The organism is Streptomyces sp. NPDC047049 (genome assembly GCF_040643995.1).
Lineage (GTDB): Bacteria > Actinomycetota > Actinomycetes > Streptomycetales > Streptomycetaceae > Streptomyces > Streptomyces mooreae.
On record NZ_JBEYVM010000026.1, the window covers coordinates 73,969 to 98,057 of the forward strand.

Here is a 24,089-nt window from a genome sequence, read left to right on the forward strand (position 1 = left end):
CCGTACGCAAGCGAAAGCGGCCTCCTCCATGCCCCAGACCCTCGCGCCCCCGGCCCCGACGCCCGCCCGGGCGCCCGCCCCCGGCGCCTCTCCCGATCCCGAGCTGCGCGCGCTGGCCGAACGCCACGGCCTCACGGTGAGCGGCGCCCGCCCCTCGCTGCCGGAGTACACCCGCCAGCTGTGGCACCGGCGGCACTTCATCACCTCGTTCGCCAGCGCCAAGCTCACCGCGATGTACACCACCGCCAAGCTCGGCCAGCTCTGGCAGGTCCTGACCCCCCTGCTGAACGCGGCCGTCTACTACTTGATCTTCGGTGTGCTGATCGGCACCAAGCGAGGCGTCCACGACTTCGTCCCGTTCCTGGTGACCGGCGTCTTCGTCTTCACCTTCCTGCAGAACTCGGTGATGGCCGGTACGCGGGCGATCTCCGGCAACCTCGGCCTGGTGCGGGCGCTGCACTTCCCGCGGGCCTGCCTGCCGATCTCGTTCTGCCTGGCGCAGCTCCAGCAACTGCTGTACTCCATGGGCGTGCTGGCGGTCATCCTGCTCTGCTTCGGGCAGGTCCCGACCTGGTCGTGGCTGCTGGTCGTCCCGGCGCTGACGCTGCAGTTCGTCTTCAACACCGGCCTGGCGATGGTCATGGCGCGGCTGGGGGCGAAGACCCCGGACCTGGCGCAGCTGATGCCCTTCATCATGCGGACCTGGATGTACGCCTCCGGCGTGATGTTCAGCATCAGCCTGATCATCCAGGGCAAGCACCTCCCGCAGTTCGTGGTGATGCTGCTGAACGGCAACCCCGCCGCGGTCTACATCGACCTGATGCGCTTCGCCCTGATCGACAGCTTCAAGGCGAACCAGCTGCCGCCGCACGTCTGGGCGTTCGCGGCCGGCTGGGCCCTGCTGGCCGGTGTCGTGGGCTTTGTGTACTTCTGGAAGGCCGAGGAGCGGTACGGACGTGGCTGAGGTCATGACGGAACAGAGGAACGGCAGCGACATGGCCGAGCACACGAACGGCACCCGCCCGGCACAGGCCGCCGAGGCCCGCGTCCCCACGGTGATCGCGGACGATCTGCACATCGTCTACCGCGTCTACGGCACCGGCGCGGGCAAGGGCAGCGCCACCGCGGCGCTGAACCGCATCGTGCGCCGCAAGCCCTCCACGGGGGTGCGCGAGGTGCACGCGGTCAAGGGCGTCTCCTTCACCGCCTACCGGGGCGAGTCGATCGGCCTGATCGGCTCCAACGGTTCGGGCAAGTCGACGCTGCTCAAGGCGGTCGCCGGCCTGCTGCCCGCCGAGCGCGGCAAGGTCTACACGCACGGCCAGCCCTCGCTGCTGGGCGTGAACGCGGCCCTGATGAACGACCTGACCGGCGAGAAGAACGTCCTGCTGGGCGGCCTGGCCATGGGCATGAGCCGCGAACAGGTCCGCGAGCGCTACGACGGCATCGTCGACTTCTCCGGCATCAACGAGAAGGGCGACTTCATCTCGCTGCCGATGCGCACCTACTCCTCCGGCATGGCCGCCCGCCTGCGGTTCTCCATCGCCGCGGCCAAGGACCACGACGTGCTGATGATCGACGAGGCCCTGGCCACCGGCGACCGCAGCTTCCAGAAGCGCTCCGAGGCCCGCATCCGCGAACTGCGCAAGGAAGCCGGCACCGTCTTCCTCGTCAGCCACAACAACAAGTCCATCCGCGACACCTGCGACCGGACCCTGTGGCTGGAACACGGCGAACTCCTCATGGACGGCCCCACGGACGAGGTCATCAAGGCCTACGAGGCGCACCGCTAGGCGGTGTCTTGGTGAACGGGAACGGCCCCGGAAGCATGAGCTTCCGGGGCCGTTCGCCGTGCTGCGGGCGTCAGCCGTGCTGCGGGCGTCAGCTGTGGGTGCGCAGCAGCGTGCGCATCGTGCGCATGGCCACGGACAGGTTCGCGAGGTCGAACCCTTCCGAGCCGTAGATCTCCTCCAGCGTCGCCCGCGCGCGGCTGAGGATCGCGGCGTTGGCCTGCTCCCAGGCCTTGAACCGCTGCTCCGGCGTCGAGGTGCCGTTGCCCTCCGACAGCACGTCAGCGGTCAGCGCCGCATGGGCCGCGAACAGGTCCTCGCGGATCGAGGCGCGGGCCATCGACTGCCAGCGGTCGTTGCGCGGCAGCTCCAGGATGCGGTCGAGGAGCTGGTTGATCCGCAGCCGCTCGCCCAGGTCGTAGTAGACCTCGGCGACAGCCAGCGGCTCCTTGCCCATCCGGTCCGCGACGGCGACGATGTCCAGCGCCGGGAAGACCGACGAGAAGCCGGACACCTGGACGGCCAGCGCCTCGGGCACGCCCGCGGCGGTCAGCTCCTCCAGGATCGTCTGGAACCACTCCAGGTCGCTGCCCTGCAGCAGGTTCGGCAGCTCCTTCCAGAGCCCGGCGACCCGCTCGGCGAAGAAGCCGATGGTCTCCGACAGCTCCAGCGGCTGCGGGCGGTTGTTGAGCAGCCAGCGGGTGCCGCGCTCGACCAGCCGCCGCGAGTGCAGCCGGATCCGGGTCTGGACATCGGCCGCGACGACATTGTCGAGCGCTTCGACGTCGTCCCAGACCTGGTTCAGCCCGAAGATCGCACGGGCCGCGGTGTGCGCCCGCACGACCTCTTCGAGGGAGGCCCCGGTCTCCTCCCGCATCCGGTGCAGGAAGCTCGTACCGCCGGTGTTGACGGTGTCGTTGACCAGCACCGTCGTGACGATCTCGCGGCGCAGCGCATGCCCGTCGACCTGCTCGGCGAAGCGTTCGTGGAGCGCCGAGGGGAAGTAGGCGTGCAGCAGCCGCTGGAGGTAGGGATCGTCCGGCAGCCCGGTCTGGATCAGCGCCTCGGAGACCGTGATCTTGGTGTACGCCAGGAGCACCGCGGTCTCGGGCTGGGTCAGCCCCCGCCCGGCGTTCAGCCGCTCACGGATCTGCCGGTCGGTGGGCAGGAACTCCAGCGCCCGGTCGAGGTCGCCGTCGCGCACCAGGCGGCGCATGAAGCGCTGCTGGGCGTGGAGCATGCTGGAGGACTGGGCGAGGGCCAGTGCCAGTGCGGTGTTCTGCGCGTAGTTGTTGCGCAGCACCAGCGCGCCGACCTCGTCGGTCATCTCGGCCAGCAGCTTGTTGCGCTGCTTGACGGTCATGTCGCCGTTCGCGACCACGGCGTTGAGCAGGATCTTGATGTTCACCTCGTGGTCGGAGGTGTCCACACCGGCGCTGTTGTCGATCGCATCGGTATTGATCTTGCCGCCGGCCACGGCGAACTCGATCCGGCCCAGCTGGGTCAGGCCCAGGTTGCCGCCCTCGCCGACGACCTTGACCCGCAGGTCCTCGCCGTTGACCCGGATGGCGTCGTTGGACTTGTCGCCCACATCGGCGTCGGTCTCCGCCGAGGACTTCACATACGTCCCGATGCCGCCGTTCCACAGCAGGTCGACCGGCGCCTTGAGGATGGCCCGCATCAGGTCGGCGGGCGTCATCTTCTTGACCCCGGCGTCGATGCCGAGGGCGGCCCGCACCTGCGCGTTGATCTGGATGGACTTGGCCGAGCGCGGGTGGATGCCGCCGCCCTGGGACAGCAGCTCGGTGTTGTAGTCCGCCCAGGAGGAGCGGGGCAGTTCGAAGAGCCGGCGGCGTTCGGCGTAGGAGGTCGCCGCGTCCGGGTTCGGGTCGATGAAGATGTGCCGGTGGTCGAAGGCGGCGACCAGCCGGATGTGCTCACTGAGCAGCATGCCGTTGCCGAAGACGTCACCGGACATGTCGCCGACGCCGACCGCGGTGAAGTCCTCGGTCTGGGTGTCGTGGTCCAGCTCGCGGAAGTGGCGCTTGACCGACTCCCAGGCGCCGCGGGCGGTGATGCCCATGCCCTTGTGGTCGTAGCCGGCGCTGCCGCCGGAGGCGAAGGCGTCACCGAGCCAGAAGCCGTACGACTCGGCGACCTCGTTGGCGATGTCGGAGAACGTCGCGGTGCCCTTGTCGGCGGCGACGACCAGGTAGGTGTCGTCCTCGTCGTGCCGGACGACGTTCTGCGGGTGGACGACCTCGCCGCCGACGAGGTTGTCGGTGATGTCCAGCAGACCGGAGATGAAGGTCTTGTAGCAGGCGATGCCCTCGGCCAGCCAGGCGTCCCGGTCCTGCGAGGGGTCCGGGAGCTGCTTGCCGACGAAGCCGCCCTTGGCGCCGACCGGCACGATGACGGTGTTCTTGACCATCTGCGCCTTGACCAGGCCCAGGATCTCCGTACGGAAGTCCTCCCGGCGGTCCGACCAGCGCAGACCACCGCGCGCGACCTTGCCGAACCGGAGGTGGACGCCCTCGACCTTCGGGGAGTACACCCAGATCTCGTACGCCGGGCGGGGCGCCGGCAGGTCGGGGATGGCCTGCGGGTCCAGCTTCATGGACAGGTAGGCGTGCGGCCGGCCCTGGCTGTCCTTCTGGTAGTGGTTGGTGCGCAGGGTCGCCTTGATGACGGTGAGGAAGGAGCGCAGGATCCGGTCCTCGTCCAGGGAGGCGACCTGGTCGAGCGCGGCGTCCAGCTCCTCCAGCAGGGCGTCGGTCAGCTCCGTGCCGGCCCGCTGGCGGCCGGGGGACATCCGCGCCTCGAAGAGGGAGACCAGCAGCCGGGTGGTGTGGACGTTGTTGGAGAGGGTGTCCTCCATGTACGTCTGGCTGAAGGTCGCACCGGCCTGCCGCAGGTACTTGGCGTAGGCCCGCAGGACCATCGCCTGGCGCCAGTTGAGGCCCGCCCGCAGCACCAGCGTATTGAAGTTGTCGCTCTCGGCCGCGCCGGTCCACACCGCGGTGAACGCGTCCTGGAAGCGCTCGCGCGCGTCGTCGCCCTTGACGTGCTCGGGCATCCGCAGCCCGAAGTCGTAGATCCAGGCGATGGTGGAGTCGGCGCAGCGCAGCTCGTGCGGGCGCTCGTCGACGACCTCGACGCCCAGGCGGTTCAGGCCGGGCAGCACCCGCGAGAGCGAGACCGGCTCGCCCCTGCGGTAGATCTTGAAGCGGCGCTCACCGGGGCCCGCGCCCACCGGCTCGTACAGGCTGACGGAGAAGTCCTGGCCGGGCTCGCCGGTCAGCTTCTCCAGGTGCTGGAGGTCGGCGACGGCGCTGCGCGGGCCGTTGTCGGCCTTGTAGCCCTCGGGGAAGGCGTGGCCGTAGCGGCGCAGCAGCTCGGCGGCGCGCTCCTCGCCGACCTCGGCGGTCAGCGCCTCGCCGAAGCCGTCGGCCCACGAGCGGGCGGCCTCCACCAGCCGGCTTTCGAGGCGGTCGGCGGCGGCGTCGGTGAGCTCGGGAAGGCTGGCGCCGGGCTCGACCCGGATGACGAAGTGCAGCCGGGAGAGGATCGACTCGGTGTTCCAGGCGGTGAAGTCGACGCTGGTGCCGCCGAGCTCTTCCTTGAGGATGTCGATCAGGCGCAGCCGCACCGCGGTGGTGTAGCGGTCGCGCGGCAGGTAGACCAGCGCGGAGTAGTAGCGGCCGTACTCGTCCTGGCGGAGGTAGAGCCGCAGCCGGCGGCGTTCTTGCAGGTAGAGGACGCTGGTGGCGATGGACCGCAGCTCGTCGACGGGCGTCTGGAACAGCTCGTCGCGCGGGTAGGTCTCCAGGATCTGCAGCAGGTCGCGGCCGTCGTGGCTGTCGGGGCTGAACCCGGCGCCCTCCAGGACCTCGGCGACCTTGCGGCGGATGACCGGGACGCGGCGCACGGACTCGGTGTACGCGGCCGAGGAGAACAGGCCCAGGAAGCGCCGCTCACCGATGACATTGCCCTCGGCGTCGAACTTCTTGACGCCGACGTAGTCGAGGTAGGAGGGGCGGTGGACGGTGGCACGGCTGTTGGCCTTGGTCAGGATGAGCAGCTTGTGCTCACGGGCCTTGGCGCGGGCGTCCGCGGGCAGCCGGTTGAAGGACGGCGAGACGGGGTGGCCGTCGGCGCTCTCGTGGTGCGGCGGGTCGGCGCGCAGGATGCCCAGGCCCGTGCCGGGCACGGCGGTCAGCACGTCCTCGTCGACGCCGCCTTCACCGGGCACCGACGCCAGCTCGTACTCGCGGTAGCCGAGGAAGGTGAAGTGGTCGGCGGACAGCCACCGCAGCAGCTCCTGGGCCTCCTCGATGTCCTCGCCGCGCAGATCGTCGGCGATCGGCTCGGCGGGCAGCGCGTCGGCGATACGGCCGGCGGCGGCGCGCATCTTCTCCCAGTCCTCGACGGCCTCACGGACGTCGGACAGCACCCGCAGCAGATCCGCGGTGATCTGCTTCAGGTCCTCGCGGTCCGTCTCGCGGTCCATCTCGACATGGATCCAGGACTCGGTGACCGCGTCGTGCGGCAGCTTCGCGCCCTTGCCGTTCCTGCTGTGCGCGTCGCAGCTGGAGTCGAAGACCTCGATGAGCTTGCCGGTGACATCACGGCGGACGATCACCTGCGGGTGGATCACGACATGGATGCCACGGCCCTGCCGGGAGAGCTCGTTGGTGACCGAGTCGACCAGGAACGGCATGTCGTCGGTGACGACCTCGACGACGGAGTGGCTGCAGGTCCAGCCGTTCTCCTCGACCGTCGGGGTGTGCACCCGGACGTTCGCGGTGCCCTGAGGACGCATCTCCGCGAGGCGGTAGTGGGAGAGCGCGGCGCCGAAGACGTCGACCGGGTCGCGGCCGGTCAGGTCCTCGGGCGCGGTGTGCAGGTAGTAGCGCTGGAGGTATCCCGCAAGGGTGTCCGGGTCGAGCCCCCGTACCGGGTGCTTACCCCCGGCCGGGCTGCTCTCTACGACCCGGGCGGCCCTGGCGAGCAGCTCGGTCTTGGCTTCGTCCAGCTTGGTCTGCATGTCCTCTGGCTCCTGTCGCGCGCCGTTGCGTGACGTTGTGGAAGAACGTGATGGAAGCCGCACAACGCCGCCGCGACGCGAGGTGTCCTGTCGCTGTCGACGCTATGCCGCGATGAGAGAGGGCCGTGCCGTTATCGACAGTTTTTGACGAAGTCGACGGGGAGTACCGGCCGCAAAGACCAGCGGCCGCCCGGTCACGGTGGTGCCCCGGGCGCACGGCAGGGGCCTCGATGCCCCCGCGGATTATCGCGCTGATCACGGTGCAAGGCTATCGCTCTCCACGCGGATGCCGTCATGGGCCTTGTGCGTACAAATCCTCGGCCCGAACTTAGACCTTCTGGACAACGGCGCGACGGGGCGGAATATGCCTGGCGTCCATGCCGCCCCGCACCCCGGGGCTGCGGAAACAGGCCCCCTGGGCGATCACTGGACGGCTATCTCGCCCGCCAGCTCGACCGCCTCGGCGAGCGTGTCCACCACCGGCACCCCGGCGGCCGCCAGGCTCCCCCGGCTGTGCGATCCGCCCGTGTAGAGCACCGCATGCGCGCCCGCGTCCCCCGCGGCCACGGCATCGTCCACGGCGTCACCGATCACCACCGTACGCGCCGGATCCACGCCCTCCATCGCCGCCAGATGCCGCACCATGTGCGCGCTCTTGGTGCCCCCGGACGGCCCGGTCCTGCCTTCCACCCGCACGAACCGCGACTCGATCCCGAAGCCGCGGACGATCGGCAGCAGCTCGTCGTGCCCGTACATGCTCAGGATCGACTGGCTGCGCCCGGCCGTCTGCCACCCCTCCAGGAGCATTTCCACGCCCTCGGCGAGCTCACAGCCCAGGCGGTGCGTGTCGTAGTGGCGGTGGAAGGCCTCGTCCATCACCAGCCACTCGGCGTCCGTCGGCAGGCGCCCCATCAGCCGCTCGTAGAACCGCGGAATGGGCACGCAGTACAGGTCCCGGTACGTCTCCAGGGTGATCGGCTCCAGCCCGATCTCCGCGAAGGCGGAGTTCGTCGCCCCGATGACGGCGTCGATGTCGTGGAACAGGGTGCCGTTCCAGTCCCAGACGATGTGTGTCGCGCGCTTCCCCATGTGGTCCCCCACGTCGTTCCCCGTGCGTTTCCCCTGAAGAAAAAGTACCCGCCGCCACTGACAACGGCGCCGGATCCGCCGAGCCGGAGCCGCGGACCGGCGCCCTCAGCCGATCAGATGCGGGATCTCCTGCACCCCGAACCACATCAGGTCGTGGTCCTCCGCGCCGTCCACTGTGAACTGCGCATCGTCATCGCCCTGGTCCGCCGCGCCCAGCGCCGCCGCGGCCGCCGCGATGTCCGCCTCCGCGTCCGCTGCATCCACATGCACCGCTGCGGCCTTCGACAACGGCACCGGCCCGGCGACCCGCACCTCGCCCAGCGACGAATGGTCGAGCCCCCGGTCCGGATCCGCCACGGCGGCGCCGTCCGCCACGTCCACGGCCACCACCACGCGCCGCCGCGCGAGGTCCGGGTGCCCGGCGAGCAGCCGCAGCGAGGCCTGCGCGGCGCGGTTCAGCGCGGCGTACTCCAGCTCCTCGATGTCGTCGGAGACGTACCACTCGCGCAGCGCGGGCGTGACGGCGTACGCGTCCAAGGGGCCCGGGCCGAGTTCGCCGTTCTTGTGCGCCTCTGCGAGACCGGAAAGGGTCAGGGGGACATAGACGCGCATGGCAGCCGCTTCCGCTCGTTCGCTCGACTCCGAAGATTGTCCCGCCAGCATACGGGCGCGAGTCCCCCATCGTGCCGCCCCGGCACCCCCCGGGCCGCCCGCCCGGAGCCCGGCTTCCACCCCGCTCCCGAGGCCTCGCCGCAGGTGCGCACCACGGACGGGTGAACTCGCCGCACCCCTCATCCCGGCCTCGTCGCGCCTTGCTGCCGCCCCGATCGCGCCGATACGAAGTTCCCCACCAAGAAAGCTACCGCCCAGTAATTCACGGGCCCGGCACCACGGGGGCGACCAGCATGACCGGCACGAACGGCACCACGGCGCACACCACACCCACCACAGCCGCCGGCAGCGAGCACACGGAGCGGCCCCGGACGCCCGCTCCGTCCACGCCGCCCGCTCCGCCCGCTCCGTCCGCAGGCCCCACGCCTGCCGCGTCCGCCGGCACCACGCCCGCTCCCTCGGCCGGCATCGCCCCCATGCCCTCCACCGGCACCCCGGGCGACGACGCCGGCGCTCCTCGCGCCCGCACCCGCCGCACTCCGACCGACCGCCGCCCCCTCGGCCCCGCCGGGAGCGGCCCCGGCGCGCCCGGCCGGGGCACCGGTCCGAGGCACCGCGGCCCCGGCTCCGCGGGCCGCGGCCCCACCCGCGGCGGCCCGCGCCCCGGCCGCCCCGCCGCCCTGGCCGCCGCCGCGAGCCGGCGGACCGGCACTCCGGCCCCGGCCACGCCCGTGAACGCGGCCGGTGCCCCCCTGCCCACCGCCGGGGCACGGCGCCGGGCACACGAGAGCCGGCCGCATCACTGGTTCGCCCATCAGCTGGTGCTCGCGCTCAGCGGGCAGCGCCCCGTCCACGCCCTGCTGGGGCATGCCCTGCCCGCCGCGTACGACCGGCTGGCGGAGCTCGCGCCGCAGGCGCCGCTGCGGCCGGTCACGGCGTCCGGCCGGCGCGGCGAGGCCCCCACCGTGCGCGACTGCGGCCTGTGCCGGCCGTGCCGTGGCGTCATCGAGGCCTTCGCCCGGATCGCGGCGGACGGACGGCTGCGGGCCCTGGCCTTCCGGCTGGAGCTGGGCGCCGACTCCCGGTGGCGCTGCGCCGCCCTCGACATCGGCCCGTCCCCGGCCGTCAGCGGCCCGGCGTCCTGACCCGCCCGCCCGGCAGCGCAGACGACGCCCCACCCGGCAGCGGACCCGTCCGGCCTGCGGACGACGCCTCGTCGGCGCGGACCCGCCCGGCAGCGCAAGGGCGCCCCGGCCGTTCTCCGGCCGGGGCGCCCTCGTTCACACGGCTGGGGAGACACCCCCCAAGGCATCAGCTGCCCGGGCCGCCTCCTCGCTCACTTCTTACGGCGACGCCCGGCGCTCTTCTGGGCCTTGCGACGCTCGGCACGGGTCAGACCGTCCGACTCGGAACGGGCCGGCACCGCTTCCTCGTCGCTGATGAAGTCGCCCTCGATGACGCTGCCGTCACCGTCCACCTTGGGGGCGGAGAAGTGCAGCCGGTCCGGCCGCTGCGGCGCCTCCAGGCCCTTGGCGTGGATCTCCGGACGCCCGGCAGCCGCGGGCACCGCCTCCTGCTTGTCCAGCGAGGCCGGCTCCGCCGCCTCCTCCACCGGGACCTCCTCGACCTGCTGCTCGACCTGGACCTCCAGGTTGAACAGGTAGCCGACGGACTCCTCCTTGATGCCCTCCATCATCGCGGTGAACATGTCGAAGCCCTCGCGCTGGTACTCGACCAGCGGGTCCTTCTGGGCCATCGCCCGCAGGCCGATGCCCTCCTGGAGGTAGTCCATCTCGTAGAGGTGCTCACGCCACTTGCGGTCCAGGACGGACAGCACGACCCGGCGCTCCAGCTCCCGCATGATGTCCGAGCCCAGCTGCTCCTCGCGGGCGGCGTACTGCTCGTGGATGTCGTCCTTGATGGCGTCGCCGATGAACTCGGCGGTGAGGCCCGCGCGGTCGCCGGCCTCGTCCTCCAGCTCCTCGACCGTCACCTTGACCGGGTAGAGCTGCTTGAACGCGCCCCACAGGCGGTCCAGGTCCCACTCCTCGGCGAAGCCCTCGACCGTCTCCGCCTGGATGTAGGCGTCGATGGTGTCCTCCATGAAGTGCGTGATCTGCTCCTGCAGGTCCTCGCCCTCCAGGACGCGGCGGCGCTCGCCGTAGATGACCTCACGCTGGCGGTTCAGCACCTCGTCGTACTTCAGGACGTTCTTCCGCGTCTCGAAGTTCTGCTGCTCGACCTGCGACTGGGCGGAGGCGATCGCCCGCGTCACCATCTTGTTCTCGATCGGTACATCGTCGGGGACGTTGGCCATCGCCATGACCCGCTCGACCATCTGCGCCTTGAACAGCCGCATCAGGTCGTCGCCCAGGGAGAGGTAGAACCGCGACTCGCCCGGGTCGCCCTGACGGCCGGAGCGACCGCGCAGCTGATTGTCGATGCGCCGCGACTCGTGCCGCTCGGTGCCCAGGACGTAGAGCCCGCCGAGCTCCTTGACCTCCTCGAACTCCGCCTTGACCGCGGCCTCGGCGCGCTCCAGGGCGGCGGGCAGCGCGGCCGCCCACTCCTCGACGTGCTCGACCGGGTCCAGGCCGCGCTGGCGCAGCTCCGCCTCGGCCAGGTCGTCGGGGTTGCCGCCGAGCTTGATGTCCGTACCACGGCCGGCCATGTTCGTGGCGACCGTCACCGCGCCCTTGCGGCCGGCCTGCGCGATGATCGGCGCCTCACGGTCGTGCTGCTTGGCGTTCAGCACCTCATGGGCGACACCGCGCTTGTTGAGCTGCTGGGAGAGGTATTCGGACTTCTCGACCGAGGTGGTGCCGACCAGGATCGGCTGGCCCTTCCCGTGCTTCTCGACGATGTCCTCGACGACCGCGTCGAACTTCGCGGTCTCGGTGCGGTAGATCAGGTCCGCCTGGTCCATACGGACCATCGGGCGGTTCGTCGGGATCGGGACGACGCCGAGCTTGTAGATCTGGTGGAACTCGGCGGCCTCGGTCATGGCCGTACCGGTCATGCCGGAGAGCTTGTCGTAGAGGCGGAAGAAGTTCTGCAGGGTGATCGTGGCGAGGGTCTGGTTCTCGTCCTTGATCTCCACCCCTTCCTTCGCCTCGATGGCCTGGTGCATGCCCTCGTTGTAGCGGCGGCCGGCGAGGATACGGCCGGTGTGCTCGTCGACGATCATGACTTCGCCGTCGATGACGACGTAGTCCTTGTCGTTCTTGAAGAGCTCCTTGGCCTTGATCGCGTTGTTGAGGTAACCGACGAGCGGGGTGTTGACCGACTCGTACAGGTTGTCGATACCCAGCCAGTCCTCGACCTTGCTGACACCGGACTCGTGGATGCCGACGGTGCGCTTCTTCTCGTCGACGTCGTAGTCGCCGGTCTCCTCGATGCCGCGCTGCGGGTTGGCGGCCTCGCCCCGCTTCAGGCGGCGCACCAACTTGGCGAAGTCGCCGTACCACTTGGTGGCCGAGTCCGCCGGGCCGGAGATGATCAGCGGCGTACGGGCCTCGTCGACGAGGATCGAGTCGACCTCGTCGACCACCGCGAAGTTATGGCCCCGCTGGACGAGTTCGTCCTGCGACCAGGCCATGTTGTCACGCAGGTAGTCGAAGCCGAACTCGTTGTTCGTGCCGTAGGTGATGTCGCAGTTGTACTGCTCACGGCGCTGGGCCGGGGTCATGTCGGCGAGGATGCAACCGACGGTCAGGCCCAGGAACTTGTGGACCCGGCCCATCATCTCGGAGTCGCGCTCGGCCAGGTAGTCGTTCACCGTGATCAGGTGGACGCCCTTGCCGGACAGCGCATTGAGATACGTCGGGAGGGTACCGACCAGGGTCTTGCCCTCACCGGTCTTCATCTCGGCCACATACCCCAGGTGAAGGGCCGCGCCGCCCATCAGCTGGACGTCGTAGTGCCGCTGGCCGAGCACGCGCTTGGCGGCCTCACGGACCGTGGCGAACGCCTCGGGCAGCAGGTCATCAAGGCTCTCGCCGTCGGCGTAGCGCTCTTTGTACTCATCCGTGAGCGCCCGCAGCTCAGCGTCGGAGAGCGCGGCGAAATCCTCCTCGATGGAGTTGACCTGGCCCGCGATGCGGTGCAGTTTGCGCAGGATCTTTCCTTCGCCTGCACGCATGATCTTCGTCAAGACGGACACTTGGGCTGGTCTCCTTGCCGGTCGGGCCTGCACGGTCGAGTGCGCGGGCGCGGCATTTTTCCAAGGGGGCAGGCCCCGCCGCAACGGCCATCGTAAAGGAGGACGCTGCCGGGCCGGGAGGTCCGCCGCAGCGAACCCCGCTGTCCCCTCCTCAGCGTGAACGCACGAGGCCGCGAGAAGGTGCCGGGCAGGTGCCGGGAATCGCGCGGAAAACCCTTCGCCACGCCGCGCGCCACCTTGCAGACTCACGTCATGAAGCCCGTCACCCTCGCCACCGAGCGCCTTGTGCTGCGTCCCTTCGAGCCCTCCGACGCGCCCGCGGTGCATGCCGCGTGCCAGGAGCCCGATATTCCGCGCTGGACGAGTGTCCCGTCACCGTACGGCATCGAGGACGCGGAGCATTTCGTCGGCACGGTCGTCCCCGAGGGCTGGCGCGACGACACCACGTACAACTTCGCCGTCGTCTCCCGGGCGGACGGCTCCCTGGTGGGCGCGATGGGCCTGGTACGCCTCGACCGGCTGCACACCCCCGAGCGGCAGGCCGAGCTGGGATACTGGACCGCCAAGGAGCACCGCGGCCGCGGCTGCACCGTCGAGGCGGCCCGCGCCGTGGTGCGCTGGGGCTTCGACGCTCTGGGGGTGGAGCGCCTGGAGTGGCACGCGGAGGCCGGAAACGAAGGCTCCCGGGCGGTGGCCCGCAAGCTCGGCTTCCATATGGAGGGCACGCTGCGCGCCAAGACGGTGCACGAGGGCACCCGCCGGGACGTCTGGATCGGCTCCCTGCTCCCGTCCGACCTGCCTGACCTGTCCGGGCAAGCCAGGGAGTCCGGGGAGCGCGCACCGGCCGGCCGCGCCGGCACCCGCCGCCCGGATGCGACCCCGTATCTGCCCTACCCGGGCTGACGACCGGCGGCCGCTGTCCTGCCCCGGCCGGTCAGCGGCCGGGCGCACCGGCCGGGCGCACCGGCCGGGCAGCCCGCCGCGGCACGGCGGTCACGCGGCGCCCGGGCGTGGGCAACGCCACCACCAGCGGCGATTCCCGTGCCCGGGGCCGTTGTCAGTGCCCGCCCCTACGCTGTGCCGCATGACCGCCGTGACGCAGCCACCGCCTCTGCCACAGCCCGTGACCACCCTGTCCCGCGACGACGCCCGGCGCCTGGCGCTGCGGGCCCAGGGGCTGCTGGGCGCCCCGGACCGGCGGGCCGGGGTGCGCGGGGTGCTGCGGCATCTGGGCGCGGTGCAGCTGGACACGATCTCGGTGCTGGCCCGCTCCCATGAGCTGGTGCCCTACGCCCGCCTCGGCGCCGTCGGCCGCCCCGCCGTCGAGGCCGCCTACTGGTCCGCCGCTCCTTCCGGCGCGTCCGCGGCACGGCCCCACAGCTTCGAGTACTGGTCGCACGCCGCCTGCATCCTGCCCATCGAGGAGTGGCCGCACTTCGCCTTCCGCCGTCGCGCCCGGCGCGCCAAGGGCCACCGCTGGCACGTCATGGAGGACCGCGAGCGCTCGTGCGCCGCCGTCCTGGAGCGCCTGACGGCCGACGGCCCGCTGACCACCTCGGAGCTGGGCGGCGGACGCAACGGCGGCGAGTGGTGGGACTGGTCCGAGACCAAGATCGCGGTGGAGTGGCTGCTGGACACCGGCGAGGTGGTCTGTACCGAGCGCCGCGCCTGGAAGCGCGTCTACGACCTCGCCGAACGGGCCGTCCCGGACGCCCTGCTCCACGACGATCTCGACGACTCCACGTGCATCCGCCGCCTGGTCGCCCAGGCCGGCGCCGCCATGGGAGTGGCCACGCGCGCCGACCTCGCGGACTACCACCGTCTGAAGGCCGAGCAGGTCGATGCCGTGATCGCCGACTCCGGTCTGGTTCCCGTCGAGGTGGAGGGCTGGGGAAAGCCCGCCTGGGCCGACCCTGCCGCGCTGGCCGATCCGCCCCGCGGCCGGCACCGCACCACCCTGCTCTCGCCCTTCGACTCCCTGATCTGGGACCGGCCGCGCACGGAGCGGATCTTCGGCTTCACGCACCGGCTGGAGGCGTACGTCCCGCGCCCCCGGCGGATTCACGGCTATTTCGCGATGCCCCTGCTGGCGGGCGGCCGGCTGGTGGGCCGGGTGGACCCGGCGCGTGAGGGCACCGCCCTCGTCGCCCGCCAGGTCTCGATGCGGGATGCCAAGGCCGTCGCCCCGATGGCCCGGGCCCTTCGGGAAGCCGCGACCTGGGTCGGCTGCGACGGGGTGCGCATCGAGCGCTGCGACGATCCGAAGCTGGCCACCGCACTGCGCGCGGAACTCACCCGTACGGGCGACCAGTAGCACCGGCGGAGGGCTGCGGGGGCTCGCCCCCGCTCACCCGGCGCGCCGAGGCCGCACTCACCGGACCGACGGCCACGACCGACCGCCCTTACCAACGCACGGGCTCACGGGCTCACGGGCTCAGCAGATCACCGGATCTCGAGGATCTTCTCCCGCATCGCGTACACCACCGCTTCCATCCGGGAGTGCAACTGCAGCTTCTCCAGGATGTTGCGGACGTGGTTCTTCACCGTGTTCTCGGAGATGAAGAGTTCCTTGGCGATGTCGCGGTTGTTCATGCCCGTGGCGACCAGCTTGAGGACCTCCAGCTCACGGTCGGTGAGCCGGGGCGCGGGCACCAGCCTGCGCTCGTCCGTACGCTGGATCATCGACTTGAACTCCGTCAGGAGCTTGGACGCCATCGACGGACTGATCTGCGACTGACCGTCGGCCACGGCGCGGATCGCGGTCGCCACCTCGTCGGTGGAGATCTCCTTGAGGAGGTAGCCGGTGGCGCCGGCCTTGATCGCGTCGTAGAGATCGCCCTCTTCGTCGCTGATCGTCAGCATGATGATCTTCGCGCTGGGGGCCACCTCCTTGAGGGAGGTGCACGCCTCGATCCCACCGCGCCTGGGCATCCGGACATCCATCAGCACGATGTCGGGCAGCAGATCCGCGGCCTTGTCGACCGCCTCCGCACCGTCCCCCGCCTCGCCGACAACCTGGATGTCCTCTTCCTGGGCCAGCACGATCTCCAGCCCCCGCCGGAAGAGTGCATGGTCGTCCACGACCAGGACCCGGATCGGCTCCTTGCGCGGCATACTCACGGCCCGGCCGGCCTCGTCGTCACCGCCGTGGTCATCGTCCGCGGTGTCGCGTACGGGCCCGAAACTGTCCCCCATGGGTCCTCCCCGTCAACTACTCGGCCGCGAGGCCAGAGCTTGGAAATAAGGCTGGTTGACAACAGCCCCCTGCCGGCCCGATCGCTGCCATACGACCGCCTCCCCGGCACGTCGCCGTTACGTGTCCACATACTCCCTGGTCGGCACAAACACTATACGGCTTCAACTCTTGCCCCCTCCGGGCACGATGGTGCCCCCGGCGTGCGCCGGGGGCACCGAGCGAGTGGGGTTCAGCCACCCAGCGCGCCGCCTGCGCCGCCGGGCTCCTCCTCCCCGAACAAGTCGGGGTTCAGATGAATGACTCCGTAGTCGTAGGCGTGCCGGCGGTAGACGACACTCGGCAGCTTGGTGTCAGCGTCGACGAAGAGGTAGAAGTCGTGCCCGACCAACTCCATTTCGTTGAGCGCCTGGTCGAGCAGCATCGGCGCGGCCGAATGAGTCTTCTCGCGGACGACCAGGGGTCCTTCGCCCTGGACGTCGATGCATCCCATCTTCGTGGTCGGCACCGTCTGGCCGGCCTCGGCGGCGGCCAGTTCGCCGTTGGTGTTCAGGCTCGCGGCGTCCGGCACGCTGACGGCGACCTCGCTCGCCGGGATGCGGCCGTTGCCGCGACGCGAGTAGCGCTTGTCGTGCTGCTTCCGCAGACGCGCCTCGAGCTTCGCGGTGGCCAGATCCAGTGCGGCGTACGCATCGGCCGCGGCGGCCTCGGCCCGGACCACCGGACCACGGGAGTGGAGCGTGATCTCCACCCGGTCGGAACGGTCCGCCTGCCGCGGGTTGGGCTCCTTGGACACCTCGACGTCCAGGCTGATCACCTTGGCGTCGAGCTTCTGGACTTTGTCCAGCTTCAGCTTCTCGGCCACGTGCTTACGGAACCGCTCGGGCACCTCTGTCTTGCGGCCCTTGACGACGATGTCCACGCAGAACTCCGTTCCCGGATCGCTCCGCTCATCAGGCGGAGCAATTCCTTCTTGCACCAGGCTCCGGTGGTTGCCGAAGCCTCGGACTTGGCGACTTTCACCTCCTCCTCCCCCGACGACCGGCTCTCCACTCCCCCGTTTTCAGGGTCGTCGCAAACGCCCCTGAACGCACTCATCACGACATTCGAGGCAAACCACTCGCCAAGTCCTCACAACCGAACATAGCTCTCCCGGACGGATGTCGGCACCCCCTCGGAGCCCTCGGCTCCATTTGGGTGACTTTTCCTCCCCGCCTATCTGCCACGTGGTAATGACTCCCTCGCTTCACGCCCGGTGGTGAACGCACTGCGGGGTGCCGCCACCACCGCGGCTCCGGTCACCCGGCCGGCGGCCGCCCTGACCGCACGGGCCGCCTCGGCGAGGGTGGCGCCCGTCGTCACCAGATCGTCCACCAGCACCACTGGCCGCCCCGCCAGCAGCCTCGCGGCAGGGCCCGGCACCTCCAGTGCACCGGCGGCATTCGCCAGCCGCTGGCGGGCGCTCAGTCCCGCCTGGTCGGACACCGCGCGACGCTGCCGCAGCACATCGAGCACCCGGGCCCCCAGGCCCGCCCGCCGCAGCTCCCCGGCCGCCTTCAGCGCCATCCTGCGCACCGGATCATGGCCCCGCCCGGCCACCGCTCTCCGAGCCGAAGGCACCGGCACCAGCAGCTGGGGGCCGCCCGCCACTCCCAGCCCTCGCACCGCCCCGGCCAGCACCACCCCTAGCGGCCCGGCCAGCCGCAGCGCACCCCGCTCCTTGTGGGCCAGCAGCACCGCCCGCACCTCGTCGGCGTAGGGCGCCCCCGCCCACACCCGGGGCAGCCCCGCCGGGCCCGGCCAGGGGCGCACCCGCTGCGCCCCGCGTCCGTCCCGCGCCAGCCTCCGGCGACAGTCCGCACACAGTTCCGTACGCGGCCGGCCACACCCCGCGCAGTCGACCGGCAGCACCAGACCTGCCAGTTCGCGCCACACCCCCTGCATGACTCCACTGTCCCGCCGTCGCGGCCCGGCCACCACCCCTGTGGATAACCATGGCCGCGGACCTGCCGCTCCGCGGGATCTGCGACCTGCCGGTCCGCGGGGCCTGGGACCGGGCGGCCTGGGGCCGGGCAGCCCGGGGCTGGGCGGCCCGGGGGACCTGTGGGATCAGCAGGCACCGGCCGGCGCGGCAGCCCGTATCGCCCGGCCACCCGTCACCGCTCACCGCTCACCGCTCACCGCTCACCGCTCACCGCTCACGATCATCGATCCCGGGTCACGCCCACCGGCCACTGACGACCGCCCGCCGGGGCAGCTCACCACTCACCCGGGATAGACCGGCGCCGTCCCATCCTTCGCCACGGTCTTCCAGTTCGCGTCCGGAGGCAGCCGCACAATGCCCTCCGTGGCGTCGGCGATCAACGGCCGGGTCTCGTCCTCCGAGGCCGCCACCGCGATGACGCCGTTGACGCCGGGCAGGGTCTGCGCGTTGGACGCCGAGCCGTCGGTCTCCATGAACTGCATCTGCTGCACGCCGCCGGACTCCCGCCCGACGACCACCAACCGGCTGCCGCCCGCCCAGGACGCGGCCACCACATCCTCCAACTGCGGCGCGATCGGCCGCAGTTCCTGCACCGAGAGTTCCGGATGCGCCGAACTCCCGTCGCGCTCGACCCGGCCCAACTGGAGTGTCGTACGGCCTTTGTCCTCCACCAGGACCGCGATCCGGATGCCGTCGGCGGCCACCTTGATCGCCTTGATCCGGCGGTCGCCGAGACCGGGCACCGCGACCTTTTCCGGAGCGCTCTTGCCCTCGCGCAGCCGCAGCAGCCGTGAACCGTGCGCATCGCGGTCCGCGATCCACAGATCGCCCAGACCGTCCCAGCTCGGCGCCGTCAGCCCCATATCGGGGTTCTTGGCCGAACCCGTACTGGTCAGCAGCGGATCACCGCGCTCGATGCCGTCCTCCATCGGCGCCACATACAGCGACCGGCCGTCGCCCGACACGCCCGCCGCGGTGTCCTCGCCGCGCGAGATGGCGACCGAGCGCAACGGGGTCTTGCCGGTGCCGAACGGCCCGTGCACCGGCGTCGGTTCGGTCGCGGAGTCCGACATCCCGACGACCTTGTGGTCGGCGTCGATGAAGTACTCCCTGCCGGAGCGCCCGGTGCCCGGGGACGGGGCGAAGTCCTGCTCGGCCTGCTCCTGGGACAGTGAGCACAGCGAGTTGCCACTGTTGTCCTGGAGCTCCACCTCGCTGATCTTCGAAGCCCGCGTCATGTCCTGGACGGTGAAGAAGAGCTGAGCCGCCATCTGCTTGCACTGGGTGGTGTCGGTGTTCACCGCGGCCTTGCTGAGCTTGACCCGCAGCGCATTGGAGTCGTCCAGCGCCAGGTCATGCGCGGCCAGCCGGGTGCCCGTCGGGAAGGCCGAAGTCGTCACGTGGTTCAGCCAGTCGGTGGGCCCCGACAGCAGCGCCTCCACACTGGCCGTGATCGGCTTTATTCGCTGCCGCAGATAGACCGGGTCCGCGACGAGCACGTTCCGGTTCGCCTTCGGCTCCCCCGACTCGGAGTTGTAGGACGCGAAGTAGTACTTGTTGACGGAGCGGTAGATGCGCTGGAAGTCCGACAGCCCGAGCACCAGCCCGTTGGGCAGCCGGTCGATCCGCCACTGTCCGTCCTCCTTGATGAGGTGGATCGTCTGGCGGTAGGGCTTCTCCTCAGGGGTGTAGGCGTGACTGTCGTCCACCGCCGCCACCTGGCTGCCGGACAGGGTGACGGTGTAGCCGTTCGAGTCCTCCCGGTTGGGCAGCGCCTTCGGCTCGGGCTTCGGGCGCTCCTGGAGCACATTGGTGACCTGGAACGGCCGCCAGGTCCGCTTCGCCGATTTGGCCAGATACTGGGTGGCCGTACGGAAATCCGCCTCGTCACTGGTCGTGGCATCGAGGAAGCTGCGGACGATGTTGGTCGGCTGGGCACCGTCCTGCGGGGGGACCCCGTAGACCCGCACCTGCGACTCGCCTTCGGAGCGCGGCGACTGGTCGACCGAGGTGACGTCCCCGCTGTCGGGCATCGACGCACACCCGGCCAGCAGCGCCGCCGCACAGCCCAGCAGCAGGAATGTCCGCGCCGGCCCGGCCCCCCTGCGGGCGCGCGTACGGGGTCCGCTCCCCGCCCGGTGCCCGCCTCCGCGCTCAGTGTCCACGCAGCCCGCCTTCCCGATCCACGCCCCGTCCGGCTTCCTGCTCGTCCCGGCCCTCATCGACCGGCTCGTCGGTGCGCGCACTCTCGCCGTGCGCCGCCTCGTCGCCCCCTGCGCCTTCACCGTGCGGCACCACGCGGGCACCGTTGCCGGGCAGCGCGGTCGGGTCGGCCGCCGGCCAGGACACCTTCGCCCCCGGGGCGGGGACCGCGCTGTCGGCCGCTTGTGCCGCACGCGTCTGCACCGGGATCGTGGACGTCTTGTGCGCCGCCCCGGCCCGCGGCTGACCCGTTTCGTCCAGTCCGCGGTTGCGCCGCGAGTCCTCCGGCTCCAGGGGGATCGGGGACCCGCGCAGCGTCTGGCCGGCCGTACGGGGCAGCGTCAGCCGGAACTGCGAGCCGCCGCCCGGCTCGCCCCACGCCTGCAGCCAGCCGCCGTGCAGCCTGGCGTCCTCGACGGCGATGGACAGGCCCAGCCCCGTACCGCCGGTCGTACGGGCCCGCGCCGGGTCCGCCCGCCAGAAACGGTTGAAGACCCGGCTGGCCTCGCCGGGCTTGAGGCCGACACCGTAGTCACGCACCGCGACGGCCACCGCGCCACCGCTCGGGCTGCCCGCGGACGCCAGCCGCACCACCACCTCGCGGCCCTCGCCGTGCTCGACGGCGTTGACGACGAGATTGCGCAGTATGCGCTCCACCCGGCGGGTGTCCGCCTCGGCGATCACCGGCTGCTCTGCGCCGCGCACCACTATCCGGGTGCCCTTGCGCTCGGCGAGCGGTTCGGCCCCCTCGATGACGCGGTGCACCACATCGCGCAGATCGATCGGCTCGGCCTCCAGCGCGGCCGCCCCGGCATCGAACCGGCTGATCTCCAGCAGCTCCGCGAGCAGGGATTCGAAGCGGTCGAGCTGGCCGCGCAGCAGCTCGGCGGAGCGCGCGGTGGCGGGGTCGAACTCGTCCCGCACCTCATGGATGACGTCGGCCGCCATCCGTACGGTCGTCAGCGGCGTGCGCAGCTCGTGCGAGACGTCGGAGACGAAGCGGCGCTGCATCCGCGACAGCTCCTCCAGCTGCTGGATCTTGACCTGGAGGTTCTGCGCCATCTTGTTGAAGGACTCGCCGAGCCGGGCGATGTCGTCCTCGCCGGTGACCTTCAGCCGTTCCTGGAGGAGACCGGCGGCCAGCCGCTCGGAGATCCCCGCGGCCATCCGTACGGGCGTGACGACCTGCCGCACCACCAGCCAGGCGATCGCGCCGAGCAGGATCACGACGAACACCCCGGCCGTCGCCAGCGTCCCCGTCACCAGCTTGAGCGACTCCTCCTCCTGGCTGAACGGGAAGAGGTAGTAGAGCTGGTACTGGTTGCTGTTCACATCGTTGAGCCGCTTGCCGATGATCAACGCCGGTACGCCGTCGTCCGACCCGATGCGCTTGATCTCGGTGTACTGGCGGAACGTCCCGGATTTGGTCTCCAGCTTCCGCCGCAGCTCGGGGGGCACGCTCCGCTCCGGATCGACATCGCCGGAGGCGCGCGGACCGCGGGTGCCGGGGCTGGAGTCACCGAACGGTTCGTCGGAGTCGGAGCTGAGCGCCACCACGGAGAAGACGCCCTGCCCGCCGCTGGCGAGCTGTTCGACCAGACCGGTCAGCCAGGTCGCGGAGTCCTGGGTGCCGCGGTTCCCGGTGCGCGCGGTGTCGTCGGGCCGGGTGTCGTCGGCGCCGTCGGCCATCTTCTGGGCGACGCTGAAGCCGCCCACGGCCTGGCTCTGCGCGGCCTGCGCCTTGGCCGTGAGCAGGCCGTTACGGACCTGGCCGACGACCACGACGCCGAGCAGCAGCACCACGGCCAGCGACATCAGGAGCGTGGTCGCCACCACGCGCAGCTGGATATTGCGCCGCCACAGCCGCAGGGCGGGCAGCAGCGGCCGCCGCACCCAGCGGCTGAAGAGCCGGAGCAGAGGGTGGACCGGCCCGCTCACCGCGCCGTCGGGCAGCAGCTGCCCCCCGCGCAGCAGCCAGGCGGACACCTTCCCCGAAAAGGACATATCACCCGCCGGGTCGACGGTGCGCCCCCGCTTTCCCTCCGGGGCCGAACCGTCCCGGGTCATCTCAGCTGGGCCCGGCCTTGTAGCCGACCCCGCGCACGGTCACCACGATCTCCGGCCGCTCCGGGTCCTTCTCGACCTTGGAGCGCAGCCGCTGCACATGGACATTGACCAGCCGGGTGTCGGCGGCGTGCCGATAGCCCCAGACCTGCTCGAGCAGCACCTCGCGCGTGAACACCTGCCACGGCTTGCGCGCCAGCGCCACCAGCAGATCGAACTCCAGCGGGGTCAGCGCGATCGACTGCCCCTCCCGCTTCACCGAGTGGCCCGCCACATCGATGACCAGGTCACCGATCGCCAGCTGCTCGGGCGTCGGCTCCTCCGAACGCCGCAGCCGCGCCCGGATACGGGCCACCAGTTCCTTGGGCTTGAACGGCTTGACGATGTAGTCGTCCGCGCCCGACTCGAGCCCGACCACCACATCCACCGTGTCGCTCTTGGCGGTCAGCATGACGATCGGCACTCCGGACTCGGCCCGGATCAGCCGGCACACCTCGATACCGTCCCGTCCGGGCAGCATCAGGTCGAGCAGCACAAGATCGGGCTTGGTCTCGCGGAAGGCCGCAAGGGCCTTGTCACCGTCCGACACGAACGACGGCTCAAAACCTTCGCCGCGCAGCACGATGCCGAGCATCTCTGCCAGTGCGGTGTCGTCGTCGACGACCAGGACGCGTCCCTTCATTCGGCCATCATCCCATTACCTGATCGTGACTTACTCCATCGTGACGTGGAACACACCTCTGCCAGCCCGTTCCGGGTCACCGGCGACACCACTCCGGCCTCCGTGACGATCGCCGTCACCAGGTCCGCCGGAGTGACGTCGAAGGCCGGGTTGTAGGCCTGTGCGCCCAGCGGCGCCACCTGTATGCCGGTGCCCGCCTCCACTCCGGGCCCCTGTGCGTACGGCAACGAGAACTCCGTCACTTCCTGGCCCGGCCGCTGCTCCACCTCGATGTCCGACCCCTCCTCGGTCTCCAGATCCACCGTGCTGGTCGGGGCCACCACCACGAACGGAACGTGGTGGTACCGCGCCAGCACCGCCAGGGGATAACTGCCGATCTTGTTGGCCACCGAACCGTCCGCCGCGATCCGGTCCGCGCCGATCAGCACCGCATCCACCTCGCCCCCGGCGAACAGCGACCCTGCCGCGCCGTCCGGGAGCACCGTGTAGGCCATACCCGTGCGCGCGGCCTCGTAGGCGGTCAGCCGCGCCCCCTGCAGCAGCGGCCGCGTCTCGTCCACCCACAGCCGGCGCAGCTCCCCGGCGCGGTGCGCCGCCAGCGCCACCGCCAGGGCGGTGCCCTCGCCCCCGGAGACCAGCGCACCCGCATTGCAGTGCGTGAGAATCCGGTGGCCGCCACCCGGCAGCAGCTCGCCCAGCAGCGCCAGCCCGTATTCCGCCATCCGGGCGCTGGCCTCGATGTCCTCGGCATGCACGGCCCGCGCCTCGGCCAGCGCCGCGGCTGCCTGGGCATCGGCCCCGCCGGCCGCCGCGGCGCGGTATGCGGCAGCCGCCCGGCGCACGCCGTAGCCCAGGTTGACGGCGGTCGGCCGGGCCTGCGCCAGCGCCTCCACCGCTTCCTCCACGTCGAAGCCCCGTTCCGCGGCCAGCGCGACGCCATAGGCACCCGCGATGCCCAGCAGCGGTGCCCCGCGCACGGCGAGCGTCCGGATCGCCTCCACCAGCGCGGGGACGTCCGTGCAGACCCGCTCGACCTCCTCCGCCGGCAGCCGGGTCTGATCGAGGAGGACCACCACGGGCCCCTCAGGCAGCTCCTCCCAACGCAACGACGGAATGGTGAGCGCGCTCGCGCCCGCCTCGGATACCTCGTACTGATCGCCCATTCGCTCAGTCTGCCGCCGATCGCCCCTCGAACAGAAGGTCCCCTCTCGCTCCGGGCACCGGTACACAACGCCGACGGCCATGACACGATGACTGCCACCGC

Annotated in this window: 17 protein-coding genes; 5 read left to right on the plus strand and 12 right to left on the minus strand. The window is 70.9% G+C overall.

Annotation, left to right across the window (positions count from 1 at the left end):
- Nucleotides 1-28: 28 nt before the first annotated feature.
- On the plus strand, nt 29-964 hold the full coding sequence (locus tag ABZ851_RS34440) for an ABC transporter permease (protein ID WP_336051949.1): 936 nt from the start codon (nt 29-31) through the stop codon (nt 962-964).
- A gap of 31 nt (nt 965-995) precedes the next feature.
- Entirely contained in the window at nt 996-1,793 is a 798-nt protein-coding gene (locus tag ABZ851_RS34445; RefSeq protein ID WP_361136293.1) for an ABC transporter ATP-binding protein, read from the plus strand.
- 88 nt (nt 1,794-1,881) lie between these two features.
- On the opposite strand, the gene ABZ851_RS34450 is transcribed toward ABZ851_RS34445, so the two are convergent.
- The 4 genes from ABZ851_RS34450 to ABZ851_RS34465 all read right to left on the minus strand — a co-directional run bounded on the left by ABZ851_RS34450 (nt 1,882) and on the right by ABZ851_RS34465 (nt 9,016).
- Entirely contained in the window at nt 1,882-6,837 is a 4,956-nt protein-coding gene (locus tag ABZ851_RS34450) for an NAD-glutamate dehydrogenase (protein WP_361136254.1), read from the minus strand.
- Between the two features lie 423 nt (nt 6,838-7,260).
- Nucleotides 7,261-7,926, minus strand: a complete 666-nt coding sequence (locus ABZ851_RS34455) for an HAD hydrolase-like protein (protein ID WP_361136256.1) — start codon at nt 7,924-7,926, stop codon at nt 7,261-7,263.
- Nucleotides 7,927-8,031: 105 nt separating this feature from the next.
- Complete coding sequence (locus ABZ851_RS34460) at nt 8,032-8,538, minus strand: hypothetical protein (protein WP_361136258.1); 507 nt, start codon at nt 8,536-8,538, stop codon at nt 8,032-8,034.
- Nucleotides 8,539-8,800: 262 nt separating this feature from the next.
- Nucleotides 8,801-9,016 (minus strand): hypothetical protein, encoded by a 216-nt coding sequence (locus ABZ851_RS34465; RefSeq protein ID WP_361136260.1) that lies wholly within the window; start codon nt 9,014-9,016, stop codon nt 8,801-8,803.
- On the opposite strand from ABZ851_RS34465, the gene ABZ851_RS34470 reads away from it, so the two are divergent.
- On the plus strand, nt 9,015-9,683 hold the full coding sequence (locus ABZ851_RS34470; protein WP_361136262.1) for an Rv3235 family protein: 669 nt from the start codon (nt 9,015-9,017) through the stop codon (nt 9,681-9,683). The genes ABZ851_RS34465 and ABZ851_RS34470 overlap by 2 nt on opposite strands.
- Nucleotides 9,684-9,874: 191 nt before the next feature.
- On the opposite strand, the gene secA is transcribed toward ABZ851_RS34470, so the two are convergent.
- Nucleotides 9,875-12,700, minus strand: coding sequence for a preprotein translocase subunit SecA (gene secA, locus ABZ851_RS34475; RefSeq protein ID WP_336051939.1), 2,826 nt, complete (start codon nt 12,698-12,700; stop codon nt 9,875-9,877).
- A gap of 252 nt (nt 12,701-12,952) precedes the next feature.
- Between secA and ABZ851_RS34480 the strand changes: the two genes are divergently transcribed.
- Together ABZ851_RS34480 and ABZ851_RS34485 are read left to right on the plus strand one after the other, a co-directional pair.
- Complete coding sequence (locus ABZ851_RS34480; protein WP_361136265.1) at nt 12,953-13,603, plus strand: GNAT family N-acetyltransferase; 651 nt, start codon at nt 12,953-12,955, stop codon at nt 13,601-13,603.
- 181 nt (nt 13,604-13,784) lie between these two features.
- Nucleotides 13,785-15,014 carry a crosslink repair DNA glycosylase YcaQ family protein gene (locus ABZ851_RS34485; protein ID WP_361136267.1) on the plus strand — a complete coding sequence of 410 codons (1,230 nt, stop codon included), beginning with the start codon at nt 13,785-13,787 and terminating at the stop codon, nt 15,012-15,014.
- Nucleotides 15,015-15,142: 128 nt separating this feature from the next.
- Here the strand turns inward: ABZ851_RS34485 and ABZ851_RS34490 are convergent, their stop codons facing one another.
- The 7 genes from ABZ851_RS34490 to mtnA form a co-directional block, all read right to left on the minus strand.
- Complete coding sequence (locus tag ABZ851_RS34490) at nt 15,143-15,895, minus strand: response regulator transcription factor (RefSeq protein WP_361136269.1); 753 nt, start codon at nt 15,893-15,895, stop codon at nt 15,143-15,145.
- 230 nt (nt 15,896-16,125) lie between these two features.
- Nucleotides 16,126-16,815 (minus strand): ribosome-associated translation inhibitor RaiA, encoded by a 690-nt coding sequence (gene raiA / locus ABZ851_RS34495; RefSeq protein ID WP_129296074.1) that lies wholly within the window; start codon nt 16,813-16,815, stop codon nt 16,126-16,128.
- 293 nt (nt 16,816-17,108) lie between these two features.
- Nucleotides 17,109-17,837, minus strand: a complete 729-nt coding sequence (locus ABZ851_RS34500; protein WP_361136272.1) for a phosphoribosyltransferase family protein — start codon at nt 17,835-17,837, stop codon at nt 17,109-17,111.
- Nucleotides 17,838-18,158: 321 nt separating this feature from the next.
- A complete protein-coding gene (locus ABZ851_RS34505; protein WP_361136274.1) occupies nt 18,159-20,042 on the minus strand; it encodes an LpqB family beta-propeller domain-containing protein in 1,884 nt (627 codons plus the stop codon).
- The gene (gene mtrB, locus ABZ851_RS34510) at nt 20,032-22,083 is read right to left on the minus strand and encodes an MtrAB system histidine kinase MtrB (RefSeq protein ID WP_361136276.1); all 2,052 of its coding nucleotides are present in this window, start codon (nt 22,081-22,083) and stop codon (nt 20,032-20,034) included. The genes ABZ851_RS34505 and mtrB overlap by 11 nt, the downstream gene beginning before the upstream one ends.
- A 64-nt stretch (nt 22,084-22,147) precedes the next feature.
- Nucleotides 22,148-22,825, minus strand: coding sequence for a two-component system response regulator MtrA (gene mtrA / locus ABZ851_RS34515; protein ID WP_088797934.1), 678 nt, complete (start codon nt 22,823-22,825; stop codon nt 22,148-22,150).
- Entirely contained in the window at nt 22,822-23,988 is a 1,167-nt protein-coding gene (gene mtnA / locus ABZ851_RS34520; RefSeq protein WP_361136278.1) for an S-methyl-5-thioribose-1-phosphate isomerase, read from the minus strand. The genes mtrA and mtnA overlap by 4 nt, the downstream gene beginning before the upstream one ends.
- Between the last annotated feature and the right edge of the window lie 101 nt (nt 23,989-24,089).